This window comes from Paraburkholderia nemoris (assembly GCF_905221015.1).
GTDB lineage: Bacteria > Pseudomonadota > Gammaproteobacteria > Burkholderiales > Burkholderiaceae > Paraburkholderia > Paraburkholderia nemoris.
The window spans coordinates 37,460-58,378 of record NZ_CAJNBO010000007.1 but is presented as its reverse complement, the minus strand read 5'-3'; the positions used below and the strand labels follow the sequence as shown (position 1 = coordinate 58,378).

The following is a 20,919-nucleotide window of genomic DNA, read 5'->3' as shown; positions in this document are numbered from 1 at the left end:
AGTCATTTCATTTCATACGGGGAATTCAAGGTGGCGCACTATCTTTGCCATGAGCAGCCGGACTTACTCGAGTTTGAAACGAGCGTGATCGCCTCGCGGCCCGGCGCCGTCGTGCTGGGTCGCACGGCCTTGCACCCGGGTGGCGGAGGCCAGGTGTCGGACGCGGCAATGCTGACGCACGCGAACGGCGCCGTCCGCATTACCGGCGTCGCACCGGAAGGCGGCATGCTCTGGCATCTGCTCGACGAGCCACTCGAACTGAACGGCGAGGTCCACGTGGCCGTCGACGCGGCCCGGCGCGCCACCGTCGCCCAGCTTCATACGGCCACGCATATTCTCAACGCGCTCGTGTATCAGCGCTTCGCCGGCGCACTCGTGACCGGCGCGCAGATCAATGCCGACGGCACCGCTCGCATGGATTTCGATCTGCCAGAGGCGGATAACGACGCATTGCGCCTGCTCGAGGAGCCGGCCAACGAGGTGATCCGCAGCGCCATGGACGTACGGACCTACTACGTCAGCGCAACCGAGGCAAAATCGACGCAGGGCCTGATCCGCAGCCTTTCCGTGGCGCCGCCGCCGACCTCCGACGGCACGGTGCGGATCGTCGAAATCGGCGACCTGGACCGGCAGGCTTGCGGTGGCACGCATCTGACCAACACGGCGCAATCGAAACCGATCCGCATCGTGAAGATAGAAAACAAGGGGCGCCGCAATCGCCGGGTCAGAATAGAGCTGGTTTGAAGGGCATCCCGGGAGAGCGAGCCATGGACACATCGGATAAAAGCGAGCCGGAAGTGGTGTGCTGGCGTGACGGCGCGCTCGACGGCGCCTGTCTCGCCAGCGCCCGCTACGGCGAGCACAAATTCGACCGGCATCTGCACGACGAACTCGTCATTGTCATGACGCAATCCGGTGCGGGGCAATGTCATACGCGCACCGGCAGCGATGTCGCCGGACCCGGCAGCGTGCTCGTGTTCGGACCCGGCGAATATCACAGTGGCGAGGTGTGGGAAGGCCGCGAATGGAATTACCGCGCCATCTATCTCGACATGGAAGGCCTGGGCGCGCTGGGTGCTGTGTTTTCGCCCGACTCGCGTCCGGACAAACCGCTTCTGATTCCGCCGGGGCTCTATCAGGATGCGCATCTGGCCGGTCTGCTGGTCAAGGCGCATGCGAGTCTCGACCAGCACGGCTCGGTCTCGCTGATGGAGCGGCAGGCGAATTGGTGGGCGGCGATGGGGATGCTGGTCGGACGATATGGGCAATCGCGGCACGAGCTCGGCGAAGTACGGCGCGAAGCCCACAAGATGGCGCAGGTGCGCGAGTACGTCGCCGCCAACTATGCGCGCGATATTCCGGTCGACGAACTGGCGGAACTGGTGGGGCTGAGCCGCTATTACCTCACGCGCGCCTTCTGCAAAGAGTTTGGCCTGCCGCCGCACGCCTATGCGACTCAGGTGCGGCTGCTCGCGGCCAAACGCATGCTTGCGGCGGGGCATAGCGCGGCGAGCGCTGCCGCGGCCGTCGGCTTTTACGATCAAAGCCATCTCAACCGGCTTTTCAAGCGGGCCTATGGGATCACGCCGGGGACGTATGCGGCGCTAAAGCCGGGGCATTAACTCCGCGCGTTGCATCTCTAACGTTACTCGGGCAGCGGAACGTCCTCGATCAGCGCCGACTGTACAGCGCGAATCCTGCGATCGACGAAGTAGCCGCCTCCTTCCGTGTAGCGCAGATAAAGACGGTCGCACAACGTGCACTGCCAGACGGCACAGCGGTTGTACGGGAAGTAACGCGGCGCGATGGGTGCGTCGGCCGACCAGTAGGTTGTTTTGCCCGGCAGGTATTCGCTGTACGTGGGTTCCGGATCGTCTTCCGGTGCAAGCGTGCCGACTTCCTTGAACTGCGTTTCGTCGAGAGAAAGCGGCTGCGAGTGCCAGCCGTCCAGCGGCGTTTTTGTACACATGCAGGGCGCGGCAGTGCGCTCTTCCGCACGTTGCGCGAGTTCGAGGAGCATTGCAGCGTTCAGATATTCCGCCATGAGGCACACGATTCCTGCAGGGTTGGGGCGATGTTAGCCGGTTCGCCGTGACTCACGGTACGCGGCAGGAACCAGTCAACATCATGCACGCTCTGGCGTCGTGCGTGAAGTCAGCCGTTCATCATCCGGTCGCGATGCGGCACGACCCACGAACGGTCGAAACATCCATTCGCGATCGACTTCAACGCCGCCGTTTCTTTCGCATTCTGCCGCCGTGCGCCTTCGATTACCGCCTCCACGTCGGCGGGAGAGATCGCGAGCAAACCGTCTTCATCGCCAACGATGATGTCGCCAGGATGAACCACCATCCCGCCGACCGTGACCGGCACATTGATCTCACCAGGACCGTTCTTGTACGGCCCGCGATGCGTCACGCCGCGCGCGTACACCGGGAAATCGCGCTGACGTAGCGCGCCGACATCGCGGATCGCGCCGTCGATCACTAGGCCCTGCACGCCCAGACTCTCCGCGAAGCTGGCCATGATCTCGCCCATCAATGCTTGCGTGAGTTCTCCTGCGCCGTCGATCACGAGCACGTCGCCCGGCCGGCAAAAATCGAACGCGCGATGAATCGCGAGGTTGTCGCCGGGGCGGGTGTGGACCGTGACGGCAGTGCCTGCCATCGGCTTGGGCTGATGATACGGCCGCAAGCCGACCATGCCGCTTGCGCGCGCCATGTTGTCGCTGAGCAGCGAAACCGCCAGTTCACGCAATGCGTCGAGCGTTGCCGGGTTGGCCTGAGGCGCGGATTCGTGTTCGCGCCAGCCGATGGGATTCGTCGTGACAGTCATATCGTTGCCCCTTGCGTGGCGAATTGCTGCTCGAGTTGATGGGACAGCCGCGGGTACACCGCGCGGGCGTTGTCTTCGTAGATACGCTGACGGTCCGCGGCGCTGAGCCATTCGATGGCATCGATGTAGCGCCGCGTGTCGTCGTAGTAGTGGCCGGTTTCCGGATCGATACCCTGAACCGCGCCGATGGTTTCCGACGCGAACAGAATGTTCTCGACCGGAATGACCTTGGCGAGCAGTTCGGCGCCGGGCTGGTGATACACGCAGGTGTCGAAGAAAACATTCTTCATCAGGTACTCGCTGAGCAGCGGCCGCTTCATGTCCTGCGCGAGCCCGCGATAGCGGCCCCAGTGATAGGGCACAGCGCCGCCGCCGTGCGGAATGATGAAGCGTAACGTTGGGAAGTCGGCGAACAGATCGCCCTGCAGCAACTGCATGAACGCCGAGGTGTCACCGTTGATGTAATGCGCACCCGTTGCATGAAAATTCGGATTGCACGACGAGGACACGTGAATCATTGCCGGCACGTCGAGGTCCACCATCGCTTCATAGAGCGGATACCACGAGCGGTCCGTAATCGGCAGCCCCGACCAATGTCCGCCTGAAGGATCCGGATTCAGATTGCAGCCGATAAACCCCAGTTCTTCCACGCAACGACGCAGTTCGGCGATGCAATTGGCCGGCGCCACGCCCGGCGCTTGCGGCAACTGGCACACGCCGACGAAGTTGCGCGGAAACAGCGACACCACGCGATGAATGAGGTCGTTGGATTCGCTCGACCAGACTGCATTGGCTTCGGCCGTGGCGAGGTGGTGCCCCATGCCGGCGGCGCGCGGCGAAAAGATCGTGAGGTCGGTGCCGCGTTCGCGCTGAATGCGAATCTGGCCGGTTTCGATGCTCTCGCGAATTTCGTCGTCGGTAATGACGGGGCGTGGCGGCGGCGAGCCGCCGTTCTTCAGCGCGGCGATCTGCTGTGCGCGCCAGGCCTCGTGCTGCGGTGGCGAAGTGGTGTAGTGACCGTGGCAATCGATGATCATGGTGTGAAAAAATCCGTTGATGTCTTTGTGGATGTTTGTCTGTCCGCGCTGTGCGTTCGCTACGTTCGCTGTTTCACTGGTCAAGGCGCTCAGATGCGCGGGGCAGGGTCGCCGGTCGCGAGCGAGGCGGCTTCATCTTCAGCCGGCGTGACACGCATCACGAGTGCGATGATCGTCGCGACCACCAGAAACGCGGCGATCGTCAGCAAGGCCAGTTTGAAGTTGCCGGTGGCGTTGCGCACCAGCCCGATGCTCCAGGGACCGACCAGGCCGCCGAACTGCGCGATGGTGTTGATCAGCGCAATCGTCGCGGCGCCCGCGGCGCCCGTTCTGAACGAGGACGCGAGGCTCCAGAACAGCGGGTTGCCCGCATAGATGAACAAACCGGTCAGGCACAGCAGCGCGTAGGCGATCACAGGGTTCGGCGCATACGCACTGCCGGCAATCGCCAATGCGCTCATGCCGTACACGAAGGCGAGGTGCTTCTTGCGGTCGCCTGTGCGATCGGAACTGCGGCTGATCAGGAAGGTACCCAACACGCCAAGCAGCGGCGGCGCGGCGGACAGAAAACCGACCTCGATATTGCTCAGATGGCCGAGGCTCTTGACGATCTGCGGCAGCCACAGGAACAGACCATAAATGCCGACCAGCGCACAGCCGAACAGACACGCGAGACTCCACACGCGGATGTCGCTCGCCACGCGCAGCAGCGGAAAATGGGTGTTGCCGCCGAGGGCTTCGCGTTCGGCCGCGAGCGTCGATTCGAGCCAATTCTTTTCGTCGTCGGAGAGCCATTTGGCGTCGGCCGGACGTTCGGTCATGATGCGCAGCGTCAAGAGACCGAGCGCCATCGCCGGAATGCCTTCGAGGATGAACATCCATTGCCATCCCTGCAAACCGAGAATGCCGTTCGCGTAAGTCATCAAGGTTGTCGAGATCGGACCGCCCAGCACCGCCGAAAACGAACCCGCGATGATGTAGCCGCCCACCGCACGTGCCCGGTAGCGCACCGGAAACCATTTCGTCAGATAGACCGCCACGCCCGGCAAAAAGCCCGCTTCCATCACGCCCAGCAGAAAGCGCAATACGTAGAAACTGGAGTCATTGAAGACGAAGGCGGTGGCTGCCGCGACAGCGCCCCACGTCAGCAGAATGCGCGCGATCCAGCGGCGCGCGCCGACCCGATGCAGCAACAGATTGCTCGGCACTTCCAGCAACATGTAGCCGACGAAGAAGATGCTGCCCGCGAAACCGAACACGGCTGGACTGAAGCCCAGTTGCTTGTTCATGTCCAGCGCGGCGAATCCGATATTGATCCGGTCCAGATAGTTAAAGAACATCATCGCAAAGAGCAGGGGCATTAATCGCCCGTACACTTTGCGCATGGTGGCGGCTTCGTCGAATGAGGTCATGCTGTCTCCTACCTTGCTGCGACGGCTTCATGAGCCGTGGCTGCGTCCTTATGGTCGGCCTGCCGGATCGAACGCCGGCAGTGTCCCGTTCGCCGCGCGTTTGACGGCTGAACTTCAGCGGCCGCCGCTCGTGCCTGCATGCGCTGATTCGCTCATGAAAGGGCGGTGGCTGAAGCATGAGGCCCATGATAAGAACGCTAGGACGGAGAGTCCAAGACCGCTTGCTTATGCTTGTATAGGTTTTTACTTATAGTGTGCCGTCGGCAAGCGGTGCGGGGAGGCAGGCGAGGAAAGCACGCAGATGTGGTGACGCGTCGTCGGTGCGAAAGGTGGCTGCGAGCGTCGATCGGTATGACGAACCGGGACCACTAAGGTGCCGGAACACGACGTCCGCGCGTCCATGCCGTGCAACCGATTCACCGATGAACGTTACGCCCAGGCCCGCTGCTACGAGTGCAATCGCGGTCTGAATTTCATAGGCCTGGTGAGCGACGACCGGGGTTACGCCCGCATCGCGATAGAGCGTTTGCACCGAGCGTTTGAACTGTGCGTTCTGGTGCTTCGGATACAGAATCAAGGGCGTATCGGCGAGCTCGGCGATTCGCACGGTCTTGTGCGCGGCGAGCGGATGACCCGGTTCGAGCGCGACCATGACGCGCTCGCGCAGCAACGGATAGGACGTGCAGCCATCAATCGCGAGCGGCTGCCGGCCAATGCCGATGTGAATGCGCATGTCGCGCAACGCATCGGTTTGCTCTTCAGTGAGCAACTCGAAGAGCTTGAGTTCGACCTGTGGGAACGCGTTGTGAAACGCCTTGAGCGCGGGCGGCAGGATGCTGTACATCGCCGAGCGCGTGAAACCGATGCTGAGCCAGCCGCGCCGGCCGACACCGATTTCTTGTGCTGTAAGGGATACCTGTTCCAGCGAACCGAGTATCTGACGCGCCTCCGTGCAGAGGTAGTGGCCGGCTTCGGTCAGACTCAGCGGGCGTCTTGCCCGATCGACCAGCTGGGTGCCGAGCCGCTCTTCAAGCGAACGGATCTGCTGGCTCAGCGCGGGCTGCGCGATATGCAAGCGCTCGGCGGCGCGGCTGAAATTGAGCTCCTCCGCCAGAATCACGAAGCACTGCAACGCCCTAAGATTCATATCCATTTTCCTGATCTTCAGTAGGAAGAGGATAACGGGTTATGCGGTGGACGGTGCAATGCCGTGCGCCGGGAGGAGATCCTGGCGCACGCGGCGGCTCCTTAATCCAGCCCGCCCTGGCACAGGTACTTGATCGACATGTAATCGTCGAGCCCGTACTTCGAACCTTCGCGGCCGTAGCCCGACTCTTTCACCCCGCCAAACGGCGCCGCTTCGCTCGACACAGCGCCTTCATTGATACCGATCACACCCGCTTCGAGCTGGGCCGCGACGCGATTGATGCGTCGCACGTCCTGCGTGTAGAAGTAGGCAGCAAGGCCGAACGGCGTGTCATTGGAAAGACGGATCGCTTCGGCTTCGTCATCGAAACGGAACAGCGGCGCCACCGGCCCAAAGGTTTCTTCGCAACAGACGATCATGTCGTCCCGTGCATCGGTCAGCACGGTCGGCGCATAGTAGTTCGGGCCGAGTTCGGTCAGGCGCTTGCCGCCAGTCAGCACTTTTGCGCCGTGTTTGACGGCATCTTCTACGTGCCGGGCAATCTTGTCGATTGCGCGTTCGTTGATCATCGGGCCGATTTGCGCGTCCGGATCGGTTGCGGGCGCAACTTTCAGCGCGGCGACGCGTTTCGCGAGCAGATCGGCGAAACGCGCGTAGACACCCGATTGCACATAAACCCGGTTCGGGCACACGCAAGTCTGACCGCCGTTGCGGAACTTGGCGGCCATCAGACCGGTGACCGCCGCGTCGAGATCGGCGTCGTCGAATACGATGAAGGGAGCATTGCCGCCCAATTCCAGCGACAGCTTCTTCAGCGTGCCAGCCGATTCGCGGGCGAGATGTTTGCCGACCGGCGTCGAGCCGGTGAACGTGATCTTGCGCACGCGTGAATCGGCGAGCCAGTCAGCGACCGCCGCAATGCCCTGTTCACGCGAAGCCGACAGCATGTTCAGCACGCCGTCCGGCAAGCCTGCTTCCTGGGCGAGCGCTGCCAGCGCGAGCGCCGTGAGCGGCGTGTCTTCGGCGGGCTTGGCCACGACCGTGCATCCGGCTGCGAGCGCGGGCGCGATCTTGCGCGCGATCATCGCCAGCGGGAAATTCCACGGCGTGATCGCCGCGACCACGCCGACCGGTTCCTTCACCGCGCTCATGCGTTTGCCGCGTTGCTGCTGCGGGATCAGATCGCCGTAGATGCGTGTCGCTTCGTCGGCGAACCACGCGACGTACGAGGCGCCGTAGGCGACTTCGCCACGGCTTTCCGCCAACGGCTTGCCTTGTTCCGTCGACATCAGCTTGGCGAGGTCTTCGGTATTGGCGACGATCAGCGCGTGCCAGCGGCGCAGAATCTCCGCGCGTTCGCGCGGCAGCTTGTCGCGCCACGCGGGGAACGCGCGGGCTGCGGCGTCGGTGGCGGCGCGGGCGTCCGCTGCGCCGCTGTTCGCGACTTCGACGATCAATTCGCCGGTGGCCGGGTTGGTGACGGGAAAGCGAGCTGAGTCTGCGGCGTCGATCCACTTGCCGTCGATCAGGTTCTGCGGGCGAATCAGTTCTTTGCGGGTCAATGCGAGAGACATCGGGTTGCTCCTTCGGGTTGCCCTGGATGAGGCGAGGGCGAGTCATCGATGCGGCGGCGCGGCCGCGCACATAAGGTAGATTGCGGGCGACTAACACGTTGATCCTACGCGTACGCCGCAGCCAATGAAATCATTCCAGCGGGCCTTTGACGGCGCGCGGCGCTTTTTTTTCACGCCGCCACAGCATTTTCTGCTGAATGTGCGGTGAAGCGGCTGGCCGGGAGGGGTGGCGGCGGCTGTGTTGCGCGGCCTGCGGTACGCGCTAGCTTGCGCCTCAACGCACCCGCCGCGGCCCGGTTGAAGCGCGTACGACGAGTTGCGGCGGTGGCGCGAGCACCATCGACGGTTGCTGTTCAGGGGTCTGGATCAGCCGGATCAGACTCTCGATTGACAACTCCGCGACGGCCGCCGTCTGGATCGCGACCGTCGTCAACGCAGGATGCACCTGGTGCGCGAGTTGGATGTCCGTAATGCCGATCACCGACACATCGTTCGGCACGGCGCGGCCAAGCGTGATCAACGCCTGTGCCGCGCCGATCGCCAGCAGATCGTTGGTCGCGAAAATCGCGGTGAGGTGAGGGCGGCTCGCCATCAACTGCATGCAGGCGGCGTAGCCTGCGTCGATCGAGTCGCGGATCTGCAGCACCGCGGCAGCGTCGGTTTCGATCCCGGCCTCGTGCACCACCGCGCGAAATCCGTTGGAACGCGCATCCTGCAGGCCGCCGCACCCGTCGCCGATCAGCAGGCCGATCTCGCGGTGACCCAGTTCGAGTAGATGCCTCGCGGCCAGCGCACCCGCATGGGCAAAATCCACGGCGATGCAGGGCAGCGCGGGCGGCGCCTCAGGGTGTTCCCACATCGCCAGCAAGATCGGTGCGCTGTGCGTGGCCGACGCGCACAATTCGTTGAACTTGATGTCCGTGTTCATCACGAGGACACCGTCGGCGAGCGTGCCGGCGATCTGGTTCAGATACGCCCGGCCGACCTCCGCATCGTCGTCAGTATTGCAAACCATCAGGAAGTATCCCGCTTTGCGTGCCGCTCGCTCGGCGGCCAACACGAACTCGGGGTAGAACGGGTTCGAGATGTTCGACAACATCAAGGCCAAGGTCGACGAGTGGCCCTCCGCCAGCGCGCGGGCGTTCAGGTTGGGCCGGTAGCCGAGATCGGCGATGGCCTTCAGCACGCGTTCGGCCGTCTCCGGGCGGACCTTCTCGCGGTTGCGTAGGACATTGGAAACGGTGGCGGCGGTGACGTGTGCGCGCTTTGCTACTTCGGAAAGGGTGACCATGTTCTGTTTATCCCATATTCAGGGAGCGCGATTCAAATGTTGCAAGCAACGGGCGACGTTGATAAGTTGCTGGAAAACACAGCGGAGACACTCATCATGACTTTTCCCATCAAACTCGAATTTAAGCGATTAAATGCCTGCTGCACAAGAGCTGGCCGTTTATTTTTCCTAGAAATTTAAGCGGTTAAATTCAAAGGGCAATAACATGGCTACGATTCGTCTTACGAACGTGCAGAAGTCGTACGGTGACCATCCGCCGGTGATCCGGCGCGTGAATCTAGAGATCGCCCAGCACGAATTCTGCGTATTCCTCGGGCCCTCGGGTTGCGGCAAGTCGACCTTGCTGAGAATGATCGCCGGTCTCGAAGACCTGAGCGAAGGTGAGCTGCATATCGGCGGCCGCCTCATGAACGATGTGCCCGCCGCCGGGCGCGGCGTGGCGATGGTGTTCCAGAGCTACGCGCTGTTTCCGCACATGACCGTGTTCGACAACATGGCGTTCGGTCTGAAACTCACGAAGCAACCCAAGGACGTGATCGACCGGAAGGTGCGCGAAGCCGCGCGCATTCTGCAACTGGACGCCTTCCTTGATCGTTATCCGAAAGCGCTTTCGGGCGGTCAGCGGCAGCGTGTTGCGATCGGCCGGGCGATCGTGCGCGAACCCGGCGTATTCCTGTTCGACGAACCGCTGTCGAATCTGGACGCCGCGTTGCGCGGCCAGACGCGTGTCGAAATCGCCCGCCTGCACCAGCGCTTTGCGAACGCGAGCGTGGTTTATGTGACCCACGATCAGGTCGAAGCGATGACGCTTGCCGACAGAATCGTGTTGCTGCATGCAGGAGCGGACGCCGAGCGCTTCGGCAGCATTGCGCAGAGCGGCGCGCCGCTCGAGTTGTATCACCATCCGAAGTCGCGCTTTGTGGCGGGCTTCATCGGTTCGCCGCGCATGAATTTCATCGATGCCGTGGTCGATTCGATCGAAGCTGGCAAGGTGGCCGTCACGCTGACGGAAAGCGGCGAACGGCTGGTCGCTCATGTGGACGGCCAACGTCTTCAGCGCGGGCAGTCTGTCACGCTCGGCGTGCGCCCGGAACATCTGCGTCTGTCCGGCGACGAGCAATCCATTCAATGCGTCACGGTGCTATCGGAACGGCTCGGCGAGCACAGCTATATTCACGCCGATCACGCGGGCGGCACACTCATCGCCAAGGCTGCGGGCGATACGCCGATCGGGTCGGGCGAGCGCATCTGCATTCACGTTCCACCTGCCGCATGTCATCTGTTCGATGCGGACGGCGTTGCACTTCGGCGCAGCACGTTCGAGCCCGAGCGGGTCGCAGCCTGATCGAAAAACCCTATTCCGCCAAAGAGCGGGTACATCGTCTGGCAGCGAGCCGCTGTCAGCCAACAAGGTAGTCAAGGAGACATAAGATGATTTCTCTTCGCCTTCGCCGTCTGGCATACGCGTCGATTGCAGCCGCTCTGGTTGCAGGCACACTCTGCACCACCGCGGCCGATGCGGCCACGTTGACCGTCAACGTCTCGGCGCGCGGCAATCAGCGCTCGACGTGGCAGGACGCGTTCGACAAGTTCAAGAAAGCCAATCCCGACGTCGACCTTAAGGTAACCTACATTAGCGAGGAAGCGTACAAGGTGCAGATGGGCGGCTGGCTCGCCACCGATCCGCCTGATGTCGTGTCGTGGCACGACGGCGAGCGCATGGCGTATTACGCGCAACGCGGCTTGCTGGAAGACCTGTCGTCGGACTGGAGCAAGAACGGCTGGTCGCAGCAGTATGCGTCGGTGAAGGACGCCTCGACGTATAAGGGCAAGCAGTACGCCGCGCCGCTCGGTTACGACGCCTACGGCTTCTTCTATCGCAAGGATCTGTTCGAGAAGGCCGGCATCAAAGGCGAACCGAAAACGTGGGATGAATTTCTCGACGCCTGCAAGAAGCTGAAGGCCAGCGGCGTCGCACCGATCGCCGTTGCGGCACGTGATAGCTGGACGCTTGCCGCGTGGTTCGACTATCTCGACCTGCGCATCAACGGCAACGCATTCCATCAGCAACTGATGGCCGGCGAAATTCCGTACACCGATGCACGCGTTAAGAAGGTCTACACCGCGTGGAAAACGCTGATCGACGATCACTACTACATCGACAACGCGCTCTCCTACGATCTCGATTCGATCGCGCCGTTTCTCGTGAATGGCAAGGCCTCGATGATGCTGATGGGCACATTCTTCTCGGCGAGCATTCCGGCGTCCCTCCGGCCGCAGACCGGTTTCTTCCGCTTCCCGGTGATCGACGCGAACGTACCGATGGCCGAAGACGGGCCGGTCAATGTGCTGCTGGTTCCGGCCAAAGCAAAAAACAAGGCCGATGCCCGCAGACTGCTTGCCTTCATGGAACAGCCGCAGATCAACGCCGATCTCGCGAAGGGTTGGGGGACGTTGCCGTCGAACAGCCAGTCGGCCGAACCTGACGACGAGATTTCGAAAGTCGGCTTCCAGACCCTTGCTAACACGAAGGGCGGCATCGCGCAGTTCTACGATCGCGACATGCAGAAGGAAATGGCCGATGAAGGCATGAAGGCGATGCAGCAGTTCTACAGCGATCCGTCGCAACTCGACGCCATGCTGGTTCGCCTCGAAGCGACCCGCAAGCGCATCTACAAGAAGTAAGCCCCAGAGCGCCAGCACGGCAGCAAGCGCTGGCGCTCGCCTTCGATCTCCTTCGATTTTCGACCAGGCCCGATCATGTCTCATTCCGCAGCGCGCCGTCTACCCGCGGCGCGGCACCGGCACGTCTCAACGACGCGCCGTCATCAGCATCGCGCGGCGCTTTTCTTCCTGCTGCCGGGCTGTGTGTTGTTTTGCCTGTGCGTGATTTACCCGATCATCAGCAGTATTTCGCTCAGCTTTTACAACTGGGACGGCATGACGCCGAAGACGTTCGCGGGCTTCGATAACTACATCGAGCTGTTTCATGCGGACACGTTCTACACGGCGCTCAAGAACAACCTGATCTGGCTCGCGCTATTCCTGTTGGCGCCGCCGCTTGGGCTGCTGTTCGCGCTATATCTGAACCAGCACATCCGTGGCATGCGGGTCGTGAAGTCGCTGTTTTTCGCGCCATTCGTGCTATCGGGCGTGGTGGTCGGGCTTGTGTTCAGCTGGTTCTACGATCCCGGCTTCGGCTTGCTGAGGTTGATCGTCGGTCACGGCATTCCTGTGCTCGGCGATCCGCACACGGTGACCTTCGGCATCATCTTCGCCGCGCTGTGGCCGCAAACGCCGTTCTGCATGGTGCTGTATCTCACCGGGCTGACAGGCATCAATCCCGAAGTGGTCGAGGCGGCACGCATGGAAGGTGCAAAAGGCGTGCGTCTGCTATGGCACGTGATCCTGCCGCAACTGCGGCCCGCCACATTCATGGCAGTCGTGCTGACCGTGATTGGCGCGTTGCGCAGTTTCGACCTGATTGCGGTGATGAGCGGCGGCGGTCCTTTCGATAGCTCGACCGTGCTCGCCTATTACATGTACGACCAGGCGATCAAGTACTACCGCGAAGGCTATTCCGCGGCGATTGCCGTCGTGCTGTTCGCCATCATGCTCGTCTACATCGTGTTCCATCTGCGCCGCATGCTGCGCGAAGAACATTGATTTCCAGGAGTCACGCGTCATGTATCCGCTTCCCGTCGAACGCTGGAAACCGCTTAACCGCACGTTGTACAAAGCGTCGCTGCCGCTTGCGCTGCTGATCTGGCTGCTGCCGATGCTGGCCGTGCTCGTCACGTCGATCCGCTCATCGGACGAACTATCGCAAGGCGACTACTGGGGCTGGCCCAAGCATTTTGCGTTAATCGAAAACTACGGCACGGCACTCACGCAAACGCCGATGCTTCATTACTTCGCCAACAGCGTGCTGATTACGGTGCCCTCGGTGATCGGCGCGATCGTGCTCGCTTCAATGGCGGGTTTTGCGTTGGCGACCTACCGGTTCCCGGGCAATACCGCTGTGCTGTTCGCCTTTGTAGCCGGCAACTTCGTGCCGATTCAGATTCTGATGATCCCGGTTCGCGACATGGCGCTGAAAGTGGGCCTCTTCAACAGCGTATGGGCACTGGTGATTTTTCATGTGTCGTTTCAGACCGGTTTTTGCACGCTGTTTCTGCGCAACTTCATCAAGCAGTTGCCGTTCGAGATGATCGAGGCGGCGCGCGTGGAAGGGGCGAGCGAATGGACGATCTACTGGCGCATCGTGCTGCCGCTGATTCGTCCCGCGCTCGCCGCGCTGGGCATCCTCGTCTTCACGTTTGTCTGGAACGACTACTTCTGGGCGCTGTGCCTCACGCAAGGCGATGAGGCTGCGCCGATCACCGTGGGCGTCGCCGCGCTCAAAGGCCAATGGACCACGGCATGGAATCTGGTTGCCGCCGGCTCGGTACTCGCCGCTTTGCCCTCCGTGCTGATGTTCTTCCTGATGCAGAAGCATTTCGTCGCCGGCCTGACTTTCGGCGCAAGCAAGGGTTGATCGCCCGTTCGCCGTCATTTAACAAAGAGACTTTCTCATGCAACTTGGTGTTTGCTACTACCCCGAACAATGGCCGCGTTCGATGTGGGCCGACGATGCGAAACGTATGGTCGAGCTCGGCATCACGCATGTGCGGATCGCCGAATTCGCGTGGAGCCGGATGGAACCGCGCGCCGGCGAATTCAACTGGGGCTGGCTCGATGAAGCCGTCGAGACGCTGGCGGCTGCCGGGCTGAAACTCGTGCTGGGCACGCCGACCGCGTCGCCGCCGAAATGGCTGATCGACGCGCACCCGGACGTGTTGCCGGTGCGTGCGGACGGCGTGCGCTGGAATTTCGGCTCGCGTCGCCACTACGATATTTCCAGCGAAACCTATCGGCGTGAGTGCGTGCGCATTGTCACCGCGATGGTGGAGCGCTATGGACGGCACCCGTCTATCGTTGCGTGGCAGACCGATAACGAACTCGGCTGCCACGAGACCGTGCCGAGCTATTCGGGCGCGGCGCTGGCGCGCTTTCAGACGTGGCTGCAGCATCGCTACGAGCGCGTCGAGGCGTTGAACGATGCATGGGGCAACGTGTTCTGGAGCATGGAGTATCCGTCGTTCGATACGATCGGCCTGCCGAACCGCACGCCCACCGACGCCAATCCGATCCATCTGCTCGACTTCCGCCGCTTCATGTCGGACGAGGTGGCGAGTTTTCATCGCGAGCAGATCGACGTGCTGCGTGAGCATGCGCCCGAGGCGGATCTGCTGCACAACTTCATGGGCTTCTTCACGACCTTCGATCATTACCGCTTCGCCGAAGACAACGCGATCGACGTGGCAGCGTGGGACAGCTATCCGATCGCGCGCACGGAATCGATCGCACTGCCTGAAGAGCAGAAGGCGCGTTACGCACGTACCGCGCATCCGGACGTCTCAGCGTTCGATCACGATCGCTACCGCGCGATCGGCGCGGGCCGCTTCTGGGTGATGGAGCAACAGGCAGGGCCGGTGAACTGGGCGCCGTGGAATCCGGTGCCGACGAAGGGCATGGTCCGGTTGTGGGCGTATGAAGCGTTCGCGCATGGCGCGGAACTGGTGTCGTATTTCCGCTGGCGCCAGTGTCCGTATGCGCAGGAACAGATGCATTCGGGTCTCAACTTGCCGAACAACGAACTGTCGCCTGGCGGCCTCGAAGTGCAGCAGGCGGCGCGTGAAATTGCCTCGTCCGCAGCGCTGTCCGGACTCGGCGCGCCGGCGCGCGCGGCCACCGCGGTCGTGTTCGACTACGAGACGCAGTGGATGTTCGAGATTCAGCGTCATGGCAAAACCTTCGACTATCAGACGCTGGCGTTCGACTACTACGAGGCGCTGCGTGAACTCGGCCTCGACGTCGATATCGTGTCGAGCAAGACCGATCTTTCGCCGTACCGGTTAGTGGTGGTGCCGAGTATCGCCGTGATCGACGACACGCTCGTCGACCAGATCGAGCGAAATTCGGCGCAATGGGTCTTCGGCCCGAGGAGCGGTTCGAAGACCACGACCTTTGCCATTCCTTCGAGCTTGCCGCCCGGCGCGTTGCAACGCGTTCTGCCGATGCAGGTGCTCGAAGTCGAAACGCTGCGTCCGACGCTTACGCCAGCGCTTTCGATCGGAGACACGCAGGGTGTTGCGCTGCATTGGCGCGAGCACGTTCGCGCCAATGGCGAGACAACCGTCGACGCGCAATTCGACGACACGTGGCCCGCGATCCTCACCCACGGAAGGGTTCGCTATGTGGCGGGTTGGTTATCGCACGCGTTGCATCGCGAGGTTTTGCAGCAAGCCGCGAAGCAGGCGGGCATCGAGACACAACACCTGGCTGACGGCTTGCGCATTCGCCGACGCGGCGATCTCACCTTCGCGTTCAACTTCGGCCCGGAGCTAGTGCAAGCCCCTGCGCCGGCCAATGCGATGTTTGTGCTGGGACATTCGGAATTGAAAACCGGCGATGTCTGCGCGTGGAGGAACGCGTAGGTCTTCGCGTCTGAACGTTTTATCAAGGTAGAAGAAGGCGTCACTGGAGGCAAAAATTTAAGCGCTTCAACCCGGAACAGGCGGCCTCAAAAAGAACCGCCATTCAATCGATGGAGGATGACGAATGAACAGAAGAGAAATGCTCGGATGGCTCGCATCTGCAGGGGTCGCCGCTGGTGTTGGCGCAACGGTCGGCGTGCCCGCTGTTGCCGGCGAACCTGGCTTGTTCGGTCATGGCCGCGGGTTTGCAAAGGGTGCGGACGTGTCGACGCTGCTGGAACTCGAGGCCAATGGCGCGAAGTTTTACGAGCACGGTATACCACTCGACTGTCTCTTCATTCTGAAGAGTCACGGTGTCGACTCGATCCGCATCAAGGTGTGGAACGATCCTGGCAATCCGAACTTTTTCCCGGCCGACCAAAGTCCTGCCGCCGGTTACAACAATGCCGAACATGTACGCGTTCTGGCTCGCCGCGCCGCTGCGCTCGGCATGCGCATACTGATCGATTTCCACTACAGCGACTGGTGGGCCGATCCGGGCAAGCAGTATCCGCCTCACGACTGGGCCGGCAAGGATATCGAGCAAACCTGTGCGCTGCTGTCCGAGTACACGTCGAAGGTCCTCACGATGCTCAAGCGCGATGGCGTGCATCCGGAGTGGGTTCAGGTGGGCAATGAAATCACGGGCGGCATGCTGTGGCCGCTCGGCAAATACGATCAGTGGGACAACCTCGCGCAGTTGCTGAAGGCCGGGCACGATGCGGTGAAATCAGTCGATGAACGGATCAAGGTCATGCTGCACCTCGACAGCGGCGGCAACAATGCAACGAGCCGCTGGTGGTTCGACAGCGCGGTACAGCGCGGCGTCACGTTCGATGTGATCGGCTTGTCCTACTACCCGCAGTGGCAAGGCGCGCTAAGCGACTTGCAGAACAATGCGAACGATATGGCGACGCGTTACGGAAAGGACGTGATGGTGGTCGAGACCGCGTATCCGTGGACCACCAGCGACGGCGATTCGGAACCCAACTCGATGACCAATACCGGTTCCACGACCTTCCCGCAGACCCCGGCCGGCCAGGCGCAATTCATCGGCGCGGTGACGGATATCGTGAAGGCGATACCCGGTGGCCACGGCAAGGGCGTGTTCTGGTGGGAGCCGGAATGGATCCCGACGCCGAATGTCGGATGGAAAGTCGGCGCGGGCGATCAGTGGGACAACAACACGTTGTTCGATTTTCACGGCAACGCGTTGACGTCGCTGGATGCGTTCCGGAAGCGGTAGCGGTGGCGCTAACCGCTAGTGCGGATAGCAGGCACTACTGCGCGGGTGCCTGCGATTTCTGCTGGTTGGCACAGTCCGAGGTGAACGCCATGCTGGCCTGATCGGGCGTCATGTGAGGGGCGTTCGGGCTGTAGATCTTTTCGACGATGGCGGAGACTGCTTGCCGGTCGGATTTACCTTGGTAGTACTTGGCCGCTTGATCAAGCGCCTGCGCTTTCGTCTTCTTGTGCGCACGCCACGAGGCCACCTGGCCGGCAATATCGCCGATCGCAAAACATTGATCGCTGACTGTTTGTGCAACGGCTTCAACGGCCGGCTGCGCGAGGCACAGTGCCAGCATGGCCGATACAACTACGCGTTTCATTGACTGAATCCTGTCGTTAGATGGGCGACGGTGCAAAGGCAGTGGTATCGACCATTGCCATGGCCGCCCAAATCAATAACGGCGTAGTTTATCGGGAAGTGGCGGACGGTGCCTTTTACTCGCACCGCCCGCCTGTTCAATGCCCAAACGACTCCGCTTTCGCGCCGGTCCCTGCCGCCACATGCGGCCGTGCCGCCTGCTTGATCAGCAACGCCACGCACGAAATCAGACCCGCCACCGCAACCATCGCGAAGATGCCGCCAAATGTGAAGTGGCGGCGCGTCAATTCAGCCACCAGGAACGAACCCGCGATCCCGCCGAAGCGGCCGATCCCCAGCATCCACGCCACGCCCGTGCCGCGACCCTGCGTCGGGTAGAACGCGGCGGCAAGCGCCGGCATCGACGATTGCGCGGTATTCATCAGCACGCCGGCGACGAACACGATAAACACCAGCGCGCCGACATTGCCAACCGCCTGGCCGATGAAATACACGCTCACCGCGGTCAGCGCATAGCAGGCCGCAATGATACGGTTCGCGTTGAAGCGGTCCATCAGCACGCCGCACAGCACGGCGCCCACGCCGCCGAGCGGGAACAGTGCGGAAATCAGCGTCGCGCGTTGCGGCGTGAGTCCGGCGTCCTTCAGCAGAATCGGCATCCAGTTGATCGACGCGTAGAAGATCACGAGGCCCATGAAATAGGCGATCCACAGCATCACCGAGCCGACGATGTACGAACGCGACAGCACCACGCCCATGCCCTTGCCGCCGGTTTGCGGCGCCGTTTCGGTCATGACAAAGCTGTCGGCCTGCGCGGCGTCGCTCGAAATGCGCGCCAGCGCTGCGCGAATCCGTTCGACCGGTTTGCTGTTGGCCACCATGTAGCGGACCGATTCCGGCATCTTCAGCACCAGCACGATCAGCAGCAACAGCGGTGTGATACCGCCGAGCACCAGCACGCTGCGCCAGCCGAAGTGCGGAATCATCCATGCAGCGAGAAAGCCGCCGAAGGCCGCGCCGAGCGGAAAGCCGCAGAACATCAGATTGATCACGGTCGCGCGGCGGCGATCGGGGCAGTACTCGCCCATCATCGTCACGGCGTTCGGCATGGCCGCGCCGAGGCCGACGCCGGTGACGAAGCGCAATATCGTCAGGTGTTCGATGCTGTTCGAGAACGCCGAAGCGAAGCATGTCACGCCGAACAGCAGCACCGAGCCGAGCAGCATCGAGCGCCGCCCGAGACGGTCGGACAGCGGACCTGAGACGAGCGCGCCGCACGCGAGGCCGAACAGCGCCGCGCTGAGCACTGGTGCGAGCGCCGGCCGGGTGATGCCCCATTCGGAAATCAGCGACGGTGCAATGAAGCCGATCGCGGCCGTGTCAAAACCGTCCAGCAGGACGATGATGAAACACATGAAAAAGATGAGCCACTGGAACGGCGAGAAGGGGTGGTCGTTGATAAACGTTTGAACGTTCACAGCGTTGCTGCGGCTCATGCTGGTCTCCTGACTGCAGAATACGTAAAGGCTCGCCGTAACGAGCCTTCCTTTCTATTACGATCGTACGCCGGTTGGAAGCGGTGCACGATGCCTACGAACTGGCTGCGCGACGAAGACGGCGCGCTCCGGAAGCCATCACCGATGATCGCGCTGGCCGTGATGATATGGCGCGAACCCCTGCTGTGCCGTGCGTGTTGCCGTTGCTGCGTTGGAACGCCTGTAGCGCATACAGATCGATGCGCTTCGACAATGCATAGTACTCGGACAGGTGGACCTGGCTCGACCCGCGAGAAGATACAGGCGATCCAGGCGCCGATAATTTCGCCTGATTTGTTCGTATAAAGAACGCTGATTCTCTATAAGAACACGCCGAACTGTAAGTAGTTTGACAACGAGGGGCAACGCGGGATTACCCGACTATGGCACTGAGGCACTATCCAATGAGGCAAAGCGGCAGGACAGTGGGAGTGGCTGGGGATGCCGCGGCGCAGGGTGCGCCGGGATGGGGCGTAGCAGGTGAGGGCGAGCGCCGAGGACGGCGCTCGGGGCCGTGCTCAGAAGATCACATAGACCTTTCGCATGGTTTCCTCGACTTCCCAAAGACCTTCAGTATTGGCTTCGAAAAAGAGCGTGTCGCCGCTTTCGAAATGGATGGTCTCTTCGTTATCGGGCGTGAAGCGGCCGCGCCCTGCGATGAAGTGCATCACCTCGGCCTGCTTGACCGAGCGGCGGTACGTGCCCGCCGTGCATTCGAAAATACCGGTGTCGATGGCTTCACTGCCCTTGATCACGCGCTGGACGCCGGACACCTGAATCGGCGTCGTGCCTGGCAGCCCTGCCTTGCCCCAGTCCTCCAGATTCTGCAGATTCACGCTTTGCTTGATGCTTTGAACCTTCATTTCACGTTACCTTTTGAATGTACATGAGCCGAGTCACCGGCCGCTTGTGTTTGTAATTGCGCCGGCGTTCGTCACGGTTTGTTCGATCTTGCCCAGCCGCACGACGGTGACCCCGGGCCGCAACTGCCGCAGCGACGGCATCACGAGCATGCAGTTGTCGTAAGGCGTGACCACCGCTTCGCCGTTCGACCAGCCGATGACCGTGCCGGCATCCGGAAAGATCTCCAGGCCGGTGTAGGGCGCCGCGAAACGAAAATCCATGCTGGTCGCGACCACCGGCTGCGTGACGCGCACGATGTGCTGGGTGGGCGGCAGCGGCGCCAGCCAGCCGTCCGGCAGATCGGCTTCATCGATCACGCCTGCCAGCAGCAGGAAGCGCGCGGTCGTGTCGCGGGCCACGGCGACTGCGCTTCGTTCCCAGTGTTGTCCGCATTCGATCAGCAACGCGTGTTTTGCGCTATCCGTTGTGCCGAAGCCTTCGTAATCGCGCATGCGGCGGCCCTCGGGATGGCCCTCGTCGCAGATTACGGTGGCGGGCGTGCCGAGACGCACTGCAAGGTCGATGCCTTTCTGCAGCGGCCCCGCTACGATCAGCGGCTTGCATTTCTCGTGCATCGAATGCAGATCGAGGAGTGCGTCGACCGTGTCGATCACCGGGCGCATCTCGCGTGCACGGGTCAATTCGCTTGACGTGCGCGACGTATCGTCGAGCACCGCGGCGGTCCATACGCGGTTGAAGTCCTGATCGACGAAGCGGGCGGCGTCGGGCTTGACCGGGTCAAAGCGCCGATACGCAGCGACGTTCGCAAAGGCTAGCGTGAGGCGCCCACGACGCGGCCTCAACGCGCGCCGCAGCAGTTCGTCGACGACGATCGCCCCGCACACTTCATTGCCGTGCGTAAGCGCGTTGATCATCACGTGCGGTCCCGGCACGCCGGAGTCGAACGTATGAACGTAGGCGATGCCGGACGACGATTGCTCGTGAACCGAGATATCCGGGAATTCGACTTCGATGGGATAGGTTTCCATGCTCATTCG

The 20,919-nt window shown here is 61.9% G+C and carries 19 protein-coding genes and 1 pseudogene; 8 read left to right on the top strand and 12 right to left on the bottom strand.

What is annotated here, in order from left to right; translation table 11 throughout:
- The first annotated feature begins 30 nt into the window (after positions 1-30).
- The gene (locus tag KHO33_RS12590; RefSeq protein ID WP_054039349.1) at positions 31-744 is read left to right on the top strand and encodes an alanyl-tRNA editing protein; all 714 of its coding nucleotides are present in this window, start codon (positions 31-33) and stop codon (positions 742-744) included.
- A gap of 23 nt (positions 745-767) precedes the next feature.
- Complete coding sequence (locus tag KHO33_RS12585; RefSeq protein WP_054039347.1) at positions 768-1,622, top strand: AraC family transcriptional regulator; 855 nt, start codon at positions 768-770, stop codon at positions 1,620-1,622.
- Between the two features lie 23 nt (positions 1,623-1,645).
- On the opposite strand, the gene KHO33_RS12580 is transcribed toward KHO33_RS12585, so the two are convergent.
- The 7 genes from KHO33_RS12580 to KHO33_RS12550 form a co-directional block, all read right to left on the bottom strand.
- Positions 1,646-2,044 (bottom strand): hypothetical protein, encoded by a 399-nt coding sequence (locus tag KHO33_RS12580; RefSeq protein WP_200566956.1) that lies wholly within the window; start codon positions 2,042-2,044, stop codon positions 1,646-1,648.
- Positions 2,045-2,154: 110 nt separating this feature from the next.
- Positions 2,155-2,835 carry an RraA family protein gene (locus KHO33_RS12575; protein WP_054039343.1) on the bottom strand — a complete coding sequence of 227 codons (681 nt, stop codon included), beginning with the start codon at positions 2,833-2,835 and terminating at the stop codon, positions 2,155-2,157.
- Positions 2,832-3,872, bottom strand: coding sequence for an amidohydrolase family protein (locus KHO33_RS12570; protein WP_054039341.1), 1,041 nt, complete (start codon positions 3,870-3,872; stop codon positions 2,832-2,834). Before KHO33_RS12570 ends, KHO33_RS12575 begins: the two co-directional genes overlap by 4 nt.
- Positions 3,873-3,961: 89 nt before the next feature.
- Positions 3,962-5,284, bottom strand: coding sequence for an MFS transporter (locus KHO33_RS12565; RefSeq protein WP_200566957.1), 1,323 nt, complete (start codon positions 5,282-5,284; stop codon positions 3,962-3,964).
- A 247-nt stretch (positions 5,285-5,531) separates the two neighbouring features.
- Positions 5,532-6,431, bottom strand: a complete 900-nt coding sequence (locus KHO33_RS12560; RefSeq protein ID WP_200566958.1) for a LysR family transcriptional regulator — start codon at positions 6,429-6,431, stop codon at positions 5,532-5,534.
- Between the two features lie 101 nt (positions 6,432-6,532).
- Positions 6,533-8,005, bottom strand: a complete 1,473-nt coding sequence (locus tag KHO33_RS12555; RefSeq protein ID WP_054039337.1) for an NAD-dependent succinate-semialdehyde dehydrogenase — start codon at positions 8,003-8,005, stop codon at positions 6,533-6,535.
- 274 nt (positions 8,006-8,279) lie between these two features.
- Complete coding sequence (locus KHO33_RS12550) at positions 8,280-9,296, bottom strand: LacI family DNA-binding transcriptional regulator (RefSeq protein ID WP_054039335.1); 1,017 nt, start codon at positions 9,294-9,296, stop codon at positions 8,280-8,282.
- A gap of 205 nt (positions 9,297-9,501) precedes the next feature.
- Here KHO33_RS12550 and KHO33_RS12545 point away from each other — a divergent pair, with 205 nt between their 5' ends.
- The 6 genes from KHO33_RS12545 to KHO33_RS12520 all read left to right on the top strand — a co-directional run bounded on the left by KHO33_RS12545 (position 9,502) and on the right by KHO33_RS12520 (position 17,120).
- A complete protein-coding gene (locus tag KHO33_RS12545; protein WP_200566959.1) occupies positions 9,502-10,641 on the top strand; it encodes an ABC transporter ATP-binding protein in 1,140 nt (379 codons plus the stop codon).
- 86 nt (positions 10,642-10,727) lie between these two features.
- The gene (locus KHO33_RS12540) at positions 10,728-11,981 is read left to right on the top strand and encodes an ABC transporter substrate-binding protein (RefSeq protein ID WP_200566960.1); all 1,254 of its coding nucleotides are present in this window, start codon (positions 10,728-10,730) and stop codon (positions 11,979-11,981) included.
- Between the two features lie 75 nt (positions 11,982-12,056).
- The gene (locus KHO33_RS12535; RefSeq protein WP_054039332.1) at positions 12,057-12,962 is read left to right on the top strand and encodes a carbohydrate ABC transporter permease; all 906 of its coding nucleotides are present in this window, start codon (positions 12,057-12,059) and stop codon (positions 12,960-12,962) included.
- A 19-nt stretch (positions 12,963-12,981) separates the two neighbouring features.
- Positions 12,982-13,833: a carbohydrate ABC transporter permease gene (locus tag KHO33_RS12530; protein ID WP_054039330.1), complete on the top strand. Its 852-nt coding sequence runs from the start codon at positions 12,982-12,984 to the stop codon at positions 13,831-13,833.
- Between the two features lie 37 nt (positions 13,834-13,870).
- On the top strand, positions 13,871-15,835 hold the full coding sequence (locus tag KHO33_RS12525; RefSeq protein WP_200566961.1) for a beta-galactosidase: 1,965 nt from the start codon (positions 13,871-13,873) through the stop codon (positions 15,833-15,835).
- 124 nt (positions 15,836-15,959) lie between these two features.
- Positions 15,960-17,120 (top strand): glycoside hydrolase family 53 protein, encoded by a 1,161-nt coding sequence (locus KHO33_RS12520; protein ID WP_200566962.1) that lies wholly within the window; start codon positions 15,960-15,962, stop codon positions 17,118-17,120.
- Between the two features lie 34 nt (positions 17,121-17,154).
- Here KHO33_RS12520 and KHO33_RS12515 read toward each other — a convergent pair whose 3' ends face one another.
- From KHO33_RS12515 to KHO33_RS12500, 5 genes and pseudogenes are all read right to left on the bottom strand, one after another.
- Entirely contained in the window at positions 17,155-17,484 is a 330-nt protein-coding gene (locus KHO33_RS12515) for a hypothetical protein (RefSeq protein ID WP_200566963.1), read from the bottom strand.
- Positions 17,485-17,620: 136 nt separating this feature from the next.
- Complete coding sequence (locus KHO33_RS12510) at positions 17,621-18,979, bottom strand: MFS transporter (RefSeq protein WP_200566964.1); 1,359 nt, start codon at positions 18,977-18,979, stop codon at positions 17,621-17,623.
- A gap of 77 nt (positions 18,980-19,056) precedes the next feature.
- A pseudogene (locus KHO33_RS42060) lies at positions 19,057-19,259 on the bottom strand (porin); the annotation flags it as partial.
- 277 nt (positions 19,260-19,536) lie between these two features.
- Positions 19,537-19,881, bottom strand: a complete 345-nt coding sequence (locus KHO33_RS12505; protein WP_093641227.1) for a cupin domain-containing protein — start codon at positions 19,879-19,881, stop codon at positions 19,537-19,539.
- A 33-nt stretch (positions 19,882-19,914) separates the two neighbouring features.
- Complete coding sequence (locus KHO33_RS12500) at positions 19,915-20,916, bottom strand: M14 family metallopeptidase (protein WP_200566965.1); 1,002 nt, start codon at positions 20,914-20,916, stop codon at positions 19,915-19,917.
- Positions 20,917-20,919 lie beyond the last annotated feature (3 nt).